Origin of the sequence: Bacteroides reticulotermitis JCM 10512, from assembly GCF_000517545.1 — a bacterium.
GTDB classification, from domain to species: domain Bacteria; phylum Bacteroidota; class Bacteroidia; order Bacteroidales; family Bacteroidaceae; genus Bacteroides; species Bacteroides reticulotermitis.
Genome location: NZ_BAIV01000004.1, coordinates 181,853 through 198,693 on the forward strand (window position 1 = coordinate 181,853; position 16,841 = coordinate 198,693).

Here is a 16,841-nt window from a genome sequence, read left to right on the forward strand (position 1 = left end):
ACAACTATAAGAAGGAATATGGAGGAAATTATTAAACCGGTAAGCAAAGAACTGTTGAAAGCCGAACTCACAGACGACAAACGCTTGCGCATGACGAATAAGAGTAATAATCAGATTTATATTCTTACTCACGAGAGTGCGCCAAATGTGATGAGGGAGATCGGACGCCTACGCGAGGTTGCTTTCCGTGCCGCAGGAGGAGGAACAGGCTTATCGATGGATATTGATGAGTACGATACAATGGAGAATCCTTATAAGCAACTGATTGTTTGGAACCCTGAGGCGGAAGAAATCCTCGGTGGATATCGCTACTTGCTGGGAACCGATGTTCGGTTCGACGAAAAGAAGGCTCCCATTATGGCTACTTCTCATATGTTCCGTTTCTCGGAAGAGTTTATAGAGGAGTATCTTCCTCAGACAATCGAACTCGGACGTTCATTTGTTACCTTGGAGTATCAGTCTACCCGTGCCGGTAGCAAGGGGTTGTTCGCGTTGGATAATTTATGGGATGGGTTGGGAGCTTTGACGGTTGTCATGCCGAATGTGAAGTTCTTCTTTGGAAAGGTGACCATGTATCCCAGCTACCATCGTCGCGGACGCGATATGATTCTATACTTCCTGAAAAAACACTTCTTAGACAAAGATGAATTGGTTTCTCCGATCGAACCGCTTCGGATGGAGACCGATGAAAAGGAGCTGCAGGCTTTATTCTGCAAAGATACCTTCAAAGAAGATTATAAAATACTGAATAGCGAAATTCGCAAGTTGGGATATAACATCCCTCCGTTGGTTAATGCCTATATGAGTCTGAGCCCAACCATGCGTATGTTCGGAACAGCCATCAACTATGAATTCGGTGATGTGGAAGAGACCGGCATCCTGATTGCGGTTGACGAGATTCTGGAAGAAAAGCGGATGCGTCACATTCAGACTTTTATCGAGAGCCATCCTGAGGCACTAAAGCCGGGGCGTGAAACGGTAGAAGTATTCACACCCAAGGTTGTTACACCGCAGGAAGACTGTTGCCATTGATCTTGCGATAAAGATCGAGCGCAAAGACATCGGTCATTCCCGAAATATAGTCAAGTACCGCCTGTATTCTTTCGTAGAGTACAGGCGATTTTATGTTGTACTGTCCGGATACCCGGTCGATAAGCAGCTTCGAATAAGCTTTCTCCGGTGAAGTAACAGCCTCTATCATTAGGTCGAGCAGAGTGCTGATGATGCGGAAACCAGCCAGCTCGATATCCAACACATCTCTTGAACGATAAATCTTTTTGATAGATACTTGCGAACAATGATCGTAGGCTGCTGCCGGGCGGGTCGAGATTTTCCGGATGAGAGGACCTTCAAACGTGCCGGCCAGTATCTCGCTTTCGTGATCCAGAAAGACCTGGGTGCACTCTCTGATCAACAGACCGATGACGGATGAACGCAGGTAGGCTATCTGCTCGTTCACATCGTTGACAATGCGGAAGGTCTGTTGCATATGCTGCTGCCGCTTCTCATCGAAATAGCCCATCAACAGTTCCTTGGTCTCTTCGGTGGTTAGAATCTTTAGTTTATGCGCATCTTCAATGTCCATCATCTGGTAGCAGATGTCGTCAGCGGCTTCGACGAGGTAGACGAGTGGGTAGCGTGCGTATTTCAAAGGAGAGCCGTTAAGCCGGACCATTCCCAACTCGTCGGCGATCTTCCGAAAACTTTCCTCTTCGCTTACGAAGAAACCGAACTTCGACTTGTTTCCCGCAAGACTCGATGAATAGGGATATTTTACGATAGAAGCGAGCGTGGGGTAGGTCATAGCAAAGCCGCCTTTCCGACGTCCTTCAAACTGGTGTGTCAGCAAGCGGAAAGCATTGGCGTTTCCTTCGAAATGTATCAAATCATCCCATTCCATCGAGGAAAGTTGCTCTCCGTTGGGTTGGGGATCACGCAGTTTTAGTCCTTTGCCTTCAGAGAAAAAAGTAGATATGGCACGTTCGCCGGAATGGCCAAAGGGCGGATTGCCCAAGTCGTGTGCCAGACAGGCGGCAGATACGATGGAGCCAATCTCCGGAAGAAAAGAATCCTGAAGTTCCGGCTGCCGAGCGATGATGGCTTTGGCCACATCGTTGCCGAGCGAACGGCCGACACAGGAAACTTCCAGGCTGTGAGTCAGCCGGTTGTGCACAAAGACACTGCCGGGCAGCGGGAATACCTGCGTCTTATTTTGCAAACGGCGGAAAGGGGCTGAAAAGATTAGTCGGTCGTAATCTCGTTGAAATTCGGATCGGTTTTCTTGACGTTCGGCGTGGAATTCTTCCATCCCGAACCGTTTGGCAGATATTAATTGTTCCCAGTTCATCATCTTCTTGGTTTTGGTCTATCGGCATATTTACATGTCGGTACATTATTTAACGGCAAAATTAGCTCTTTTTCAGTACAAATTGTGTATTTTCGCCCGTTAAATGGTAAACATAGCATTATGAACGTTCAAGTTATCAATAAATCGAAGCATCCGCTTCCGGCTTATGCCACTGAAATGTCTGCCGGGATGGATATCCGCGCAAATCTTTCCGAACCGATCAACCTTCTTCCTTTGCAACGCTGCCTGGTACCGACCGGACTTTATATCGCATTGCCGCAAGGCGTAGAGGCACAAATCCGCCCCCGTAGCGGTTTGGCAATTAAGAAAGGAATCACGGTGCTCAACTCTCCGGGGACGATCGATGCAGACTATCGGGGTGAAATATGCATCATCCTGGTCAATCTTTCGGCGGAGGCTTTTTTGATTGAGGACGGAGAACGGATTGCGCAGATGGTGATTGCCAGGCATGAACAACCGCAATGGCAGGCAGTAGAGGTCTTGGATGAGACCGAACGGGGTGCCGGCGGCTTTGGTCACACCGGACGTGAGTAATGAAAATAGGATAGTATTATTGAACTGATGAACATGAGTATACGAATTTCGTGGTTCCTTTTAGGAATGCTGATGCTGGTTTCATGCGGGACGACGCGTAAAACGAATAACAGCGAGTTTCCCGTTACGGAACCTATTTCTCTGTCGCCCGATCAGCAGCGTAGGTATGATTACTTCTTCTTGGAGGCAGTCCGGCTAAAGGAACAGCAGGATTATACAGGCGCCTTCGGGTTGCTGCAACATTGTTTGGACATAAATCCCCAAGCAGCTTCAGCGCTGTACGAGATATCTCAATATTATATGTTTTTGCGCCAGCTACCGCAAGGCCAGGCTGCTTTAGAAAAGGCGGTCGCTTATGCACCTGACAATTATTGGTATTGCCAGGGATTGGTTGTTCTGTATCAGCAACAGACTGAATTGGACAAAGCGGTAACACTGTTGGAGAAGATGGCAGTCCGTTTCCCCGAGAAGCAGGAAGTGTTATTCAATTTGTTGGATATCTATAACCGGCAGGAGAAGTATGACGATGTTATTGCAACGTTGAATCGTATCGAATTACGGACGGGTAAGAATGAGCAGATAACGATGGAGAAGTTTCGGATTTATCTTCAGATAAAGGATGATAAGAAAGCTTTTCAGGAAATAGAGAGTCTGGTACGCGAATACCCGGTGGATATGCGTTATCAGGTGATTCTGGGCGATGTCTATCTGCAACATGGAAAGAAGCAAGAGGCTTATGATACCTACCAGAAAGTATTGGCAGTCGAACCCGATAACCCGATGGCACTCTTCTCGATGGCGTCTTACTATGATGTGACAGGGCAAAAAGAGTTGTACGAACAGCAACTGGATACCTTATTGCTAAACAAAAAGGTAGATGCGGATACGAAAGTGAACGTGATGCGGCAGGTGATTGTGCAGAACGAAGAGGCAAGCAAAGACAGCACACAGGTGATCAACTTGTTCAATCGAGTGATACAACAAGATTCGGATGATGCGCAGATCCCGATGCTTTATGCTCAATATTTGCTATCGAAGAATATGGAAGCGGCTACAGTTCCGGTTTTGGAGCAAGTAGTCGATATTGATCCCACCAATAAAGCGGCGCGCATGATGTTGATCGCTGCTGCGGTGAAGAAAGAAGATTATAAGCAGATCATCAAGGTCTGCGAACCGGGTATTGAAGCGAATCCGGATGCCTTGGAGTTTTACTATTATCTTGCTATTGCCTATAACCAGGCTGAACAGACCGACAGCGTGCTAAGCGTTACTAAAAGAGCGTTGGAGCAGGTTACGCCCGAGAGCCGGAAAGAGGTAGTATCGGACTTCTATTCCATTTTGGGCGATATGTATCACTCGAAGGGATTGTCGCAAGAATCGTATGCGGCTTACGACTCGGCGTTGGTTTATAATCCGTCCAACATTGGTGCATTGAATAATTATGCTTATTATCTATCCGTTGAACGCCGGGAATTGGACAAGGCGGAGGAGATGAGTTATAAAACCGTGAAGGCTGAACCAAACAACGCCACGTATCTAGATACGTATGCTTGGATTCTGTTTGAGAAAGGTAAATATGCGGAAGCCCGTATCTATATCGACAACGCCATTAAAAACGGTGGAAATAAGAGCGATGTGGTTGTGGAGCATTGCGGAGATATCTACTTCATGGTTGGCGATGTGGAAGGTGCGCTGAAATACTGGAAGCAGGCGTTGGATATGGGAAGAGATTCGAAAGTGCTCAAGCAAAAGCTTGAAAAGAAAAAATATATTGCTGAATGAGAAGGGTTATTTATCTGTTGTTAGCTGTCCTGTTGTTGGCAGGTTGTAAGAGTTCGAAGCATTTGGCGGTTCCGGAGCCCGAAGTTACGGCAGTTCCGGTCACCAGTTATTTGTCTTCTAAGTTGCGGCTGACAATTCCCAATAAGGCAGTAGCATGGATATTGCCGGTACAATGAAAATGAAGAGTCGTGAGTGCGTACAGATTTCGTTGCTGATGCCCATCTTCCGCTCGGAGGTTGCCCGGATCGAGATCACACCCGACGAAGTTCTGCTGGTAGACCGGATGAACAAGCGGTATGTGCGCACAACGAAAGAGGAACTGAAAACGATCTTTCCCAAAAACGCGGAATTCTCTCGTTTGGAGAAGCTTTTAACGGCTGCTTCCTTACCGGGCGGACGAACCGAGTTTACGGGAAGTGAACTGGGCATTCCTGCCTTGGAGAAAGCAAAGGTTCTGTTCTATGATTTCTCATCTAAAGAGTTTGCTGTTAGCCCTACGGAGCTGACTTCGAGATATACACAAGTCCCCTTGGAGGACCTAATTAAAATGCTGATGGTCTTGTTATGATGAAACGTTTCTTTGTACTTTGGATATGCTGTTTGTGTTTGCTAATACCCGTTTCGGCTCAGTCTAATAAACTAATTAAAGAGTTGGAAGGGAAGCGTGGCGCTTTGCAGAAGCAGATTGCCGATAACGAGTCGTTGCTCAGAAGTACAAAGAAAGATGTGGGAAGCCAGTTGAACGGCTTGGCTACCTTAACCGGACAAATCGAGGAACGTAAGCGGTACATCCTGGCCATCAATAAGGATATGGATGCGATTGAGCAGGAGTTGGCCGTTCTGGAACGTCAGCTGAATGCCTTGCAACGGGACCTGAAGGAGAAGAAGAACAAGTATGAGGCTTCTGTGCAGTATTTATATAAGAACAAGTCGATCGAAGAGAAATTGATGTTTGTTTTCTCGGCTAAGAATCTTGGGCAAACTTATCGGCGTATGCGCTATGTGCGCGAATATGCTACCTACCAACGCTTGCAAGGAGAAGAAATCTTGAAGAAGCAGGAACAGGTACGGAAGAAAAGAGCGGAACGGCAACAAGTGAGAGCGGCCAAAGAAGGCCTTCTCAAAGAGCGGGAAGGCGAGAAGACCAAGTTGGAAGACCAAGAAAAAGAGAAACGGGTGTTGCTAACCGACTTGCAGAAGAAGCAAAAAGGACTGCAAAATGAACTGAATAAGAAGAAGCGCGAGGCCAATCAGCTCAATGCGCGTATCGACCGCTTGATTGCCGAAGAGATAGAGCGTGCCCGTAAATTGGCGGAAGCTGAGGCTCGCCGGGAAGCCGAGGCACGTCGCGAAGCGGAAGCCAAACGGAAGACCGACAAAACAGATAAAACGGAGCGAAAGACCGCTACGGAAACAGTAGCCCCAGAGAAATCAAAACCACTCGATACGTATACCATGAGTAAGGCAGACCGGACGTTGTCTGGCAACTTTATAGCCAATCGGGGGAAACTACCTATGCCTATATCAGGCTCCTATATCATAACGAGCCGCTACGGACAATACGCTGTGGAAGGACTTCGCAACGTGAAGCTGGATAATAAAGGTATAGACATTCAGGGAAAACCGGGTGCACAAGCCCGGGCCATTTTCGATGGTAAAGTGGCTGCTGTGTTCCAGTTGAACGGTTTGTTTAATGTGCTGATTCGTCACGGCAACTACATCTCAGTCTACTGTAATCTCTCTTCGGCCTCTGTCAAGGCGGGAGATACGGTATCTACCAAACAGTCTATCGGGCAGGTCTTCTCGGATGGAACGGATAACGGGCGTACGGTACTGCATTTCCAATTAAGGAAAGAGAAAGAGAAACTCAACCCGGAACCCTGGTTAAATCGCTAATCCGGAATCTGCCGGCTTTTACCTTTTAAATCTTAAAGTTTAGTTGACTCGGGCATTTTTTGCGGGCTTATTGTAGCTATTTGGTCTAAAATGTGTAAATTCGCCAGCGATCTCATGCCATCTGAACCCTTATATCCTTATAATACATGATAAAGCTGACTTCCCTTTTTGTCTTCCTTCTTGCACTCTGTAGCGATGTTCTCTATGCTGCTTCCGATTTCTCATTCAAGAGATATCAGGTAGAAGATGGGCTCTCACATAATACAGTCTGGTGTACTATGCAAGATAAATACGGTTTCATTTGGGTTGGAACCAGTGACGGTCTGAATCGTTACGATGGGCGAGGTAACAAAATATACCGCAACGACCTCAATGACGACTACTCCCTGGGCAATAACTTTGTCAGCTCTCTGCTCGAAGTAGATGATGATATCTGGATCGGGACAAACAATGGTTTGTACATTTACCACCGATCCACCGACCGTTTCTCGTTCTTCAAGAATACCACAGAGTACGGTGTATTTATCAGTAGTGAAGTTCGGAAGATCATTCAGGCACAGAATGGATTGATCTGGATAGCTACCTTAGGGCAAGGGCTCTTTATGTACGATCCGGTAAAAGAGGAGCTTTCGCAGAATAGTGTATGGACTTCTTTCATCTGGGATCTTTGCCAGGGAAGAGACCGTAAGATTTATGTTTCTTCCATGCAAGAAGGATTGCTTAGCTTCGATGAAAAGGGCAAATATCTGCAATCCTTTCCGGTTCTGTCCGATAAAAACCTGGCTAATCAGAAAATCAACAGCCTGCTGAGTATCGGTGGAGAGATCTGGTTTGGGGTGGGTACAAACATGTTGGGCTGTTACAGCGAAAGAGATAAGACCTTAGAGACATACGATACCTCTGCATTCAATTTCGGAGCCATTCTTTGCTTGCTCAAATATGAAGGCAACGAACTGCTACTCGGGACAAATGACGGGCTTTACCTGTTCGATCGTGTCCGTAAATCTTTCCGACGGGGTGATAACCTGTTAGGAATGCGAAAGCTGAGCGACCCTACAATCAATGCGATGATGTGGGATGCGGAAGGGACGCTTTGGGTGATGACCAACTCGGGTGGAGTGAACTACATGCCCAAGCAGATGAGGCGGTTTGAGTACTTTTCGCCTGCCGACCTGACGGGAAGCGGTAAAGAGATCGGGCCGCTTTGTGAGAACGAAGACGGAAATATCTGGGTAGGAACCCGGAATGGATTGTGGCTCTTCGATGTACGGACGCGTTCTTTCACGGAGTATAAGCTAGGAAAGAACCCGATGATGGAATACGACATCCGTAGTCTGCTATTGGAAAACAACTGTTTGTGGGTCGGTACTTATTCCGAAGGGCTGCATGTGGTCAATCTGGCGACAGGTGCGGTCAGAACATACAAGCATTCACGTGACATTCCCAATACCATTTGCAGCAACGATGTCCTGAGTATCTATAAAGATAAGAAAGGCGATGTCTTTGTCGGTACAAGTTGGGGCCTATGCCGTTACAATCCTGTGGCGGATAACTTTGTCACCATTACCAATATCGGTTCCATGATTTCCGTCATGAATATCTATGAAGACTCGTATGATAATTTATGGATTGCGACTGCCAATAACGGCGTGTTCCGCTACAATACATCCAACGGACACTGGAAACACTTTGAACATGTGCGTGGCGAGCCGACTACCATCACCAGTAATTCGGTAATCTCCATCTTTAAAGACGTCAGGGGAACCATGTGGTTCGGTACGAATGGCGGAGGACTTTGTTCTTTCTCCAGAGAGAAACAGGCTTTTACCGACTTCGATCCGCAGAACACGATCTTACCCAATAAAGTGATTTACTCCATCGAGCAGGATCAATCCGGCGACTTTTGGGTTTCCAGCAATGCCGGACTGATCCGGATTAACCCCATTGCCAAAGAACATTCCCGTCTGTTTACCATGAATGACGGATTGCAAGGGAATCAGTTTACCACCCATTCTTCCCTGAAAACATCGAAGGGCGTGATCTATTTCGGTGGGATCAACGGATTGAACGCATTTGAACCGCGGGAGTTTACCGATAATAAATATTCCCCTCCTGTCTATGTAACCGATATTACGTTGCCCAATGTGGCGGACGAACAGGCCGTGAAGAAGTTGTTGCACTTGGAGAAACCGCTTTATCTCTCATCACGTGTGCAACTGTCATACGAAAACAACAGCTTTACCATCCGCTTTGTCTCCTTGAGTTATGAGGAGCCGGGGCAGAATGAGTGTGCCTACATCTTGAAAGGAGTCGATAAGGAAGAAATTGTCACCTCCGGCAATACAGCCTCTTATACCAACCTTCCTCCGGGCGAATACGAGTTTGTAGTACGAGGATCTAATAACGACAGACACTGGAACAACCAGCCGACCTCGCTTTGGATTGTCGTCACTCCGCCGTGGTGGAGAAGCAACATCGCTTACGCTGTCTATACCCTGTTGCTGCTGGGTATGGCATTCTATACCGGTTGGCGTTGGAATCGTCACATAAAGATCAAGTACAAACGGCGTATGGAAGACTACCAAACTCAGAAAGAGAAGGAGATGTATAAGTCGAAGATCAACTTCTTTATCAATCTGGTGCACGAGATACGTACCCCGCTAAGCCTGATACGCCTGCCTTTGGAGAAACTTCAGGAGCAAAGGCATGAAGGGAAAGAAGCCAGATACTTGTCAGTGATTGATAAGAACGTCAATTACCTGCTCGGGGTAACCAATCAGTTGCTCGATTTCCAGAAAATGGAGAATGGAGCGTTGCAACTTGCCCTCAAGAAATGCAGCATCAAGGAGTTGGTGAGTGATGTGTACAGCCAGTTCACAAGTCCTGCCGAACTGAAAGGTATCGACTTGGTGCTGACTTTGCCGGAGCAGGATCTTGTGTCGATGGTAGACCGGGATAAGATCAGTAAGATTCTGGTTAACCTGGTAGGAAACGCCATTAAATACGCTCGCCAATACATCGAACTGAAACTCGTTACCGGTGAAGAAGGGTATGAGATTTGGGTAAGCGATGACGGCATAGGCGTGCCGGACGCACAAAAACTAAAGATATTCGAAGCATTCTACCAACTGCCGGGCGATCAAGTAGCGGCCGCTTCCGGTACCGGTATCGGACTGGCTTTTGCCAAGTCGTTGGCGCAGGCACACAACGGTAACCTCTACCTGGAGAACAATGATGGAGGAGGCTCTTCATTCATCCTGTCCCTACCGATTAAGGAATGGGAGGAAGATACTGCCGATATCGTCGAATTGTATACCGAGAGCGAAGAGGTATCCGAAGAAGAAACGTCGGAATTCTCGGGTAAGAAGTTTACCGTATTGTTGGTAGAAGACAATGTCGAGTTGTTGAACCTCACCCGCGAATCACTCCTTGTCTGGTTCCGTGTGCTAAAAGCGGCTAACGGACTCGAAGCGCTCACCATCTTGGAGCAGGAGAGTGTCGACGTCATTGTCAGCGATGTGATGATGCCGGAGATGGATGGGCTGGAACTTTGTCGGCGTGTGAAGAGCAATATCGATAGCTCCCATATACCTGTGATTCTGTTGACGGCCAAGACCACATTGGAGTCGAAGGCTGAAGGGCTTGAGTGTGGCGCCGATGTGTATGTCGAAAAGCCGTTTTCAATCAGGCAACTTCATATGCAGATTGAGAACTTGCTCAAACTGCGTCAGTCATTCCACAAACTAATGGCTAACCTTTCGGGCAGTGCCGGACACATCAGTAACGGAGAATTCGCGATGTCGCAGAAAGATTGCGAGTTCGTAGCCAGAATCCAGGAAGTGGTTGCCGAGCAATTGGCCGACGAGAACTTCTCGATTGATACTTTGGCCGAACAACTGCACATGAGCCGCTCTAACTTTTACCGGAAGATTAAAGCCTTATCCGGAGCATCGCCTAATGATTACCTGAAAACGCTTCGAATGCACAAGGCTGCTGAACTAATTATGGATGGAACCCGCATCTCGGAGGTAGCCGCACAGGTAGGCTTCGTCTCCTCCTCCTATTTCGCCAAATGCTTTAAGACCCAATATGGCGTTCTTCCGAAGGATTACACCGGGCAGCCTCCACTTGAAAACCCTTGACTTGGCATTATATAAAGAGAACGAGCATCCCCAACCCGGGATGCTCCTAAGCCTCTGACAGCCATTTGATCCCTGTCGTTTGCAAATATTGAACAGTTCGTATTATTTATTGAACAGCGTTTATCCTCTGGCCTCTTTTTTATTTCTTATTTTTGTATGCTACCTGCTATGTAACGAAGAAGTAACGGCAGAAGGGGCAGATAAAACCTGAAATAAATCATACGAAGATGAAAAATGAACGCATTCTGTTTCTGCTTTTGAGCTATGTCTTGTGCTTCACAACCGCCCGGGCAGACAATCCACCCGCTAAAACCGTGTTTGAACAATACGTGAAACAGGCTCAGGACTTCGCCGATAATTATCCGCGCGAGAAAGCCTATCTGCATTTCGATAACACCAGTTACTACATTGGAGACACCATTTGGTTCAAAGCCTACGTGACCTTTGCCGATAAGCCCATTCCTTGCCCCATCAGTCGTCCGTTGTATGTTGAACTAATCGATCAGGCCGGGCATGTGGCCGACAAGCAGATTCTTCGGTTGGATCAGGGAGAAGGAAACGGACAGTTCATTCTTTCTCCTTCGATGATGTCCGGTTACTATGAAGTGCGGGCCTATACCCGATGGATGCTTGGGTTTGCCGAACCCCAATACTTCTCACGCACCTTTCCAATCTACAAACCCTCCGGCGGCGATTCTCCGGAGCGTCACATCAGTACCTACGACCTGCCTCCTTCGATGAGGCTGCGTCCGGAGGGCAATACCCAGAAGTTAACTGTCAGCTTTTTCCCGGAAGGAGGGCAGTTGGTGGAAGGAGTTCCTTCCAAAGTCGCCTTCAAGGCAGAAAGCAAAAACGAAGGGAGTGTCGAACTCACCGGGAAACTCTATACCAAAGAGGGGACAGAACTCACCTCTTTGCAGACAATGCACGATGGAATGGGGCTTTTTGACTACACACCTTCCGCCCAACCAGCGATTGCGCAAGTCGTTTATCAGGGAGATACCTATAAGTTTGAACTGCCTGTCGCTTTGAAGAGTGGCTACGTATTGGGCGTCAGTAACCGCGGCGGAGCATGAGTGTCCGGGTAACTTGCAATGATGCCACTCCGCAAGATACGCTGGCGCTTTTAATTTCGTATCAAGGACGCCTCATTTCTGTCGGCTTGTCAATTGTCAGCCAAACGTACCGCAAGAGCTTGCTTTCGTTGCCCGCACACTACCCGCCGGAGTCTTGCAGGTCACCCTTCTCGATCGACAAGGGACGACATTGGTCGATCGGTTTGTCTATTCCTATCCGCAGAGTCCCTTGAGCATATCTCCCATAGGTGTGAAAAAGCTTTATACGCCTTATGAACCGATTGATTGTGAACTTCAGGTCCGGAATGCACAGGGCGAACCGGTTACGGGCAACCTCTCCGTGAGTATTCGCGACGGTATGCGTTCGGACTATGTGGCATATGACAACAACCTGTTTACCGATCTGCTGCTCACCTCCGATCTGAAAGGATACATCCATCAACCGGGTTATTATTTTACAGACTTTTCCAGCCGCAAACAGGACGAACTGGATGCGCTAATGATGATACATGGCTGGCGCAAATACGATATGAGCCAGCTCATCAAGCCGGTTTCTTTCACACCGCTCCAATTGCCTGAGAAGCAGTTGATGCTAAGCGGGCAGGTAAAGTCGACTCTCTTTAAGAAAAACCTGAAGGATATTGCCATCAGCGTGATGATCAAAGAGGGTGAACAGCTTATAAGCGGTAATACGACAACAGATGCTACGGGAAATTTCAGCATTCCGATTGATGAGTTGGAAGGAACTTTAGATGCTTTGCTGCAAACTCGGAAGGTCGATAAAAAACAGAACAAAGATGCGGCGATCTATATTGACCGTAACTTTTCACCGGCTTCCCGCCCTTATGCTTATGTAGAGTCTCACCCGCAATGGGATGTGCCGGCCAACTGGGAACCGGCTGTCGAAAGATTTGATTCTTTGTACCGGGACTCCCTCCGCCGGGCAGACGATATCCATCTGTTGGACGAGGTGGAGATTAAAGCGAAGCGGAAAGACCGGGGGAATATGGCTACCCGAATCAAAGAGCAAAGTATCGATGCGTATTACAATGTTCGGCAGTCACTCGACCTGTTGCGCGATCAGGGAAAGGTTGTTCTGACCATTCCCCAATTGATGGAAATGTTGAATCCCCTGTTCTATTGGGATCGTTCGAACGATAGCTGTACCTATCGCCAGAAACCGATTTGTTACATTATGGACAATCACATTCTTACGACTACGGAGGTGAATATGATGTTGACCGAAGTAGACGGATTGGCTTCGATCATCATCGGTAAAGGCACGAAGGGTATTGATGACGACATCCTTCAGAACTCGAAGGTGTCCGATACCAACGATGTCGATGTGACGGCGCTGGATAAATACAGTATATTCTATCTGATCCCATACCATCGGCGCGATGTATTGAATAAGAACCAGAGTCAGGCTTATGGAACCCGGCAAACGCTTATTCAGAGTTATACTCGTCCGCTGGAATATTATTCACCGGCTTATCCCAGCCGCGAACTTTATATGGATAAGCCCGATAAGCGGCGGACGCTTTATTGGAACCCCAAACTGTCGATCGATGGTAATGGGAACGCTACGATCCGTTGCTACAACAATCAGTACACAACTCCGTTGGTGATTCAGGCGGAAATGTTGGGTGGTGACGGCAAAATAGGAAGCGTGACTTACTCTTCCCTCGAGCCGTAAACGCTCTACGTATTCCGCTACGCTTGGTTACCTTGGTACGAACCGAATTTGGAGCCCCGGGCAAAATCTGAAATGCCCGGGGCTCTTCTTGCTCTTACCCGGGGCAAAGGGCGCGTTTGCCCCGGGTAAAGGAACGGATTCCCCCTTTCTTTGACTTTACCTTCTTAAATAACCCCTGAGAAATACTAAACTTGCACCTAAAGTGACGAAGAATCCTGCCTTCGGAAATTCTCTGTCACCGATCAGTCTTAGTCAACTTATCTTAGCGGTAAGAAAGAATTGAGACACTTTAAGAAACTCTTCTTGATAAGCAGTTTCCGATAACACCTTTTTAGGTTTTGCATGGTAACTCTTGCTGAAAACAAGTAGTGTATTTGGCTGTGCCATGCCTGTGTCACAACAGTGCCACCAGCTTGTCACAACTGTGCCACCGCAGTGGCACAGTTGTGACAACCGCAAGAACAGTTGTGGCACAGGTGAATACTGCCGTGCCAACCGTTGAGAACAGTTGTGACGCTAAGGGACATTTGGGTGACAAGGGATTGTTACGCCTTCAAGCTACTGCTGCCTTTTCAATTTGCCTTGCACCAGAATTGAAGAAGAACCGTTGTCTTGCCCCAAAAAGCTATCACAGTAATAAAGGATACAAAGCCATTCTTTATTCTTCCTGTTTCCAACTGACTTTATTTCCTCCCTTGTCTGCTGCCAATTGACAGGTCTTTTCCTTATCCCTTCTTTGGGTTGATTTTAAGCAGTCTTATCTCTAAAGTGAGTTGACTGTTGCCCTCCCGAATGCGGGAGATAACAGCAGTGTGTCCGATAAACGTAGCGATATCCCATGCGGAATACAGCTAAAAAGAATGAGAGACACCTCAAAAATGATGAGAGATACGTCCAAAAAGGGGTGAAAATGCGGGAAAATGATGAGAGATCCCGCTTTTCAAAAGTATCTCTCATTCTTTAATATTCTGACTGATTGGTTTTTAGATGGAAAATGATGAGAGCATGAGAGATGAAATATTTTTTCTTGCATGTAGGAGGAAGGGAGCGGATTGCGTAAACAAGAAAAGAAGCCGGACTTTGCATGGATTCCTTTCCCAAAACGGTCAGGCTCTTGTTTACCGATTCCGTTGTTTAATATAATCTGGTGGATGGCTTATGGTAGGCAGGTTTTCAGGTGTTAATAGCTTGGGTTTGAAGTGTTAATGCTCTATCTGCCAGGTGTTAATAGCCTGAGAGACAAATAACCTGAATCAAGAACTTCGGTCAATAGGGTCAAGTACTAGCGTCCCTCAGAGAAAGTAGGCTTGCACTTAGATCGGCGAAGAATTCAAAACAGCTTCTGTTTGGGACAAGGAAAACTCGAAGGATAGGTAGGGGCAAAGAAAAGGCTCCGAGGCATTTGTTGTGCTCCGGAACCCGTTGAACGTTGTCTTTTTACCGATGAAATGGCAGTTTTCGACAAATACCTTTTATGAAATTACCAGTTAATTAATAAGCTTTGTTCGGTGAGGTGACTTACCGATGCGGTGCTTTACTTCAAAGCATTGCATATCTTCGAATTGATCTGTCTGATCCGTTGTTCGTCTACCTTGATCACCTTGCGGTCATAGGTCATCAATCCGTTTACTTCCATCTCTACATCCGTTGTTTGTGTATAGACAGCTGCCGAGAAACCCCGGAGGATCAAGTTGTACAAATCATTCGCATACTTTTCGTATTGAGCGGTTACCTCTTCCGACGTATTGAACTTGACATATCCCCAGTTGTGGTCGGGTTTCCATAGATGATCTTTTAGCGCCAATCCGATACCGCCATACTCACCCAGCACGGTTGCCCGGCCGGCATCGTAAAAGTCAAGTGTCGGATTAGGATAATGGTGCAAGTCCAGAATATCGCCACATGGAAAGTGGTTACCACCGCTCGCAGCGTTTACGAGTCGCGACGGATCGTGCTCTTTAGTCCACTGCGCAATGTCTTCCGTCTTGAATTGTCCCCAACGCTCATTGAAGGGAACCCAAACGCCGATGCATGGGTAGCCATAGAGATAGTCCATGATCTCTTTCCATTCTTTGCGGTAGCATTTTTCCGATTCGGCGGTACGATTCAGTTCGTTGCCTGTGAAGTAATTGTACATCTGCCACTCCGGTTCTTTATCTCCATTGGGCATATCCTGCCATACAATCATGCCGACCTTGTCGCAATGGGTATACCAACGCGCCGGTTCCACTTTCACATGCTTGCGAATCATGTTGAAGCCCAAGTCTTTGGTCTTTTGTATGTCGTATAACAAAGCTTCGTCGCTGGGAGCCGTGTACAATCCATCGGGCCACCAACCCTGATCCAACGGACCGAACTGGAACAGATCCCGGTTGTTTAGCTGTAGGCGGACGATGCCGTTTTTGTCGCGGTGAGTTGAGTACTTACGCATGGCTGTGTAACTGTCTACCTGATCAGTCACTTTACCGTGCTCGCTCAGCGAAACTTTCATCGAGTAGAGGAAAGGTGAATCCGGACTCCACAACTTACTGTTCTCCGGCATGGGTATATCAATCGTTTGTCCGCTCAATCCTTTAGCCGTTGCTACTATTTCTTTGCCGTCGTACACCTTAACTTCCACAATACCCGAAGGCGTTTTTGTGCTGGTAGCTACATCTACCGAGAGTTTCTTGTTATCGATGTCCGAAGTTGTGCGTATGTTGGTAATATGTGCCTCATTCACCGGCTCCAACCATACCGTTTGCCAGATTCCCGTTACCGAAGTGTACCATATACCTTCCGGGCGATTCACTTGTTTTCCTCTGGGTTGAGGCCCACGATCTGTCGGGTCCCAAACTTTTACGACGAGGGTATTGTCTCCTTTGGAAGCTAAAGCGGTGGTGATGTCCAATGAGAAAGGCGTGTATCCGCCTGTATGTTGGCCTACCTTTATGTTATTCAACCAAATGTCCGCTTTCCAGTCCACCGCTCCGAAGTTCAACAAGATTTTCTTTCCTTTCCAGGTACTTGGAACCGTGAAGGATCGTTGATACCATAACTCCTTTTCTGTCCCGACCGTTTTGCCGACTCCCGACAAACTCGATTCGACAGCAAAAGGAACCAGTATCTTTCCTTCATACGAATCCGGTGTTTTCCCCTTGGGGGTGATTGCATAGTTCCACAATCCATTCAAGTTTTGCCATTCGTTGCGTTCCATAATGGGGCGGGGGTATTCCGGTAATACATTAGACGGATTTATTTCTTCTGCCCATTTGGTGCTAATCTTGTTATCGGCCAGTTGCCACTGTGCTGATGCTGTGGCAGCCAATAAAACTGCCATAGATGCGACTAAGATGTTCTTTTTCACT

The 16,841-nt window shown here is 47.3% G+C and carries 8 protein-coding genes and 2 pseudogenes; 8 read left to right on the plus strand and 2 right to left on the minus strand.

The window, feature by feature from the left end; genetic code table 11:
• Positions 1-18 precede the first annotated feature (18 nt).
• Entirely contained in the window at positions 19-1,032 is a 1,014-nt protein-coding gene (gene glsB / locus JCM10512_RS03665) for a glycine N(alpha)-acyltransferase GlsB (RefSeq protein ID WP_044160492.1), read from the plus strand.
• Here glsB and dgt read toward each other — a convergent pair.
• Positions 1,004-2,350 (minus strand): dGTP triphosphohydrolase, encoded by a 1,347-nt coding sequence (gene dgt / locus JCM10512_RS03670; RefSeq protein ID WP_044160494.1) that lies wholly within the window; start codon positions 2,348-2,350, stop codon positions 1,004-1,006. The genes glsB and dgt overlap by 29 nt on opposite strands.
• A 117-nt stretch (positions 2,351-2,467) precedes the next feature.
• Here dgt and dut point away from each other — a divergent pair, with 117 nt between their 5' ends.
• The 7 genes and pseudogenes from dut to JCM10512_RS03705 all read left to right on the plus strand — a co-directional run bounded on the left by dut (position 2,468) and on the right by JCM10512_RS03705 (position 14,207).
• A complete protein-coding gene (gene dut / locus JCM10512_RS03675) occupies positions 2,468-2,902 on the plus strand; it encodes a dUTP diphosphatase (protein WP_044160578.1) in 435 nt (144 codons plus the stop codon).
• Positions 2,903-2,935: 33 nt separating this feature from the next.
• Positions 2,936-4,684: a tetratricopeptide repeat protein gene (locus tag JCM10512_RS03680; protein WP_044160496.1), complete on the plus strand. Its 1,749-nt coding sequence runs from the start codon at positions 2,936-2,938 to the stop codon at positions 4,682-4,684.
• Positions 4,681-5,252, plus strand: a pseudogene (lolB1, locus tag JCM10512_RS03685) (lipoprotein insertase outer membrane protein LolB1). Before JCM10512_RS03680 ends, lolB1 begins: the two are co-directional and overlap by 4 nt.
• The gene (locus tag JCM10512_RS03690) at positions 5,249-6,580 is read left to right on the plus strand and encodes a murein hydrolase activator EnvC family protein (RefSeq protein WP_044160498.1); all 1,332 of its coding nucleotides are present in this window, start codon (positions 5,249-5,251) and stop codon (positions 6,578-6,580) included. Before lolB1 ends, JCM10512_RS03690 begins: the two are co-directional and overlap by 4 nt.
• A 149-nt stretch (positions 6,581-6,729) precedes the next feature.
• Positions 6,730-10,722: a hybrid sensor histidine kinase/response regulator transcription factor gene (locus JCM10512_RS03695; protein ID WP_044160580.1), complete on the plus strand. Its 3,993-nt coding sequence runs from the start codon at positions 6,730-6,732 to the stop codon at positions 10,720-10,722.
• Between the two features lie 227 nt (positions 10,723-10,949).
• Positions 10,950-13,494 (plus strand): annotated as a pseudogene (locus JCM10512_RS24775) (hypothetical protein).
• Positions 13,495-13,868: 374 nt separating this feature from the next.
• Positions 13,869-14,207, plus strand: coding sequence for a hypothetical protein (locus JCM10512_RS03705; protein WP_148298251.1), 339 nt, complete (start codon positions 13,869-13,871; stop codon positions 14,205-14,207).
• 821 nt (positions 14,208-15,028) lie between these two features.
• Here JCM10512_RS03705 and JCM10512_RS03710 read toward each other — a convergent pair.
• Positions 15,029-16,840: a glycoside hydrolase family 2 protein gene (locus JCM10512_RS03710; RefSeq protein ID WP_044160503.1), complete on the minus strand. Its 1,812-nt coding sequence runs from the start codon at positions 16,838-16,840 to the stop codon at positions 15,029-15,031.
• Position 16,841: the final 1 nt, after the last annotated feature.

What these genes read in the sequence shown, in the direction of transcription:
- dut (WP_044160578.1), top strand. Translation starts at nt 2,468, where the DNA reads ATGAACGTTCAAGTTATCAATAAATCGAAGCATCCGCTTCCGGCTTAT.
- glsB (WP_044160492.1), top strand. Translation starts at nt 19, where the DNA reads ATGGAGGAAATTATTAAACCGGTAAGCAAAGAACTGTTGAAAGCCGAA.
- dgt (WP_044160494.1), bottom strand. Translation starts at nt 2,350, where the DNA reads ATGATGAACTGGGAACAATTAATATCTGCCAAACGGTTCGGGATGGAA.
- JCM10512_RS03680 (WP_044160496.1), top strand. Translation starts at nt 2,936, where the DNA reads ATGAGTATACGAATTTCGTGGTTCCTTTTAGGAATGCTGATGCTGGTT.
- JCM10512_RS03690 (WP_044160498.1), top strand. Translation starts at nt 5,249, where the DNA reads ATGATGAAACGTTTCTTTGTACTTTGGATATGCTGTTTGTGTTTGCTA.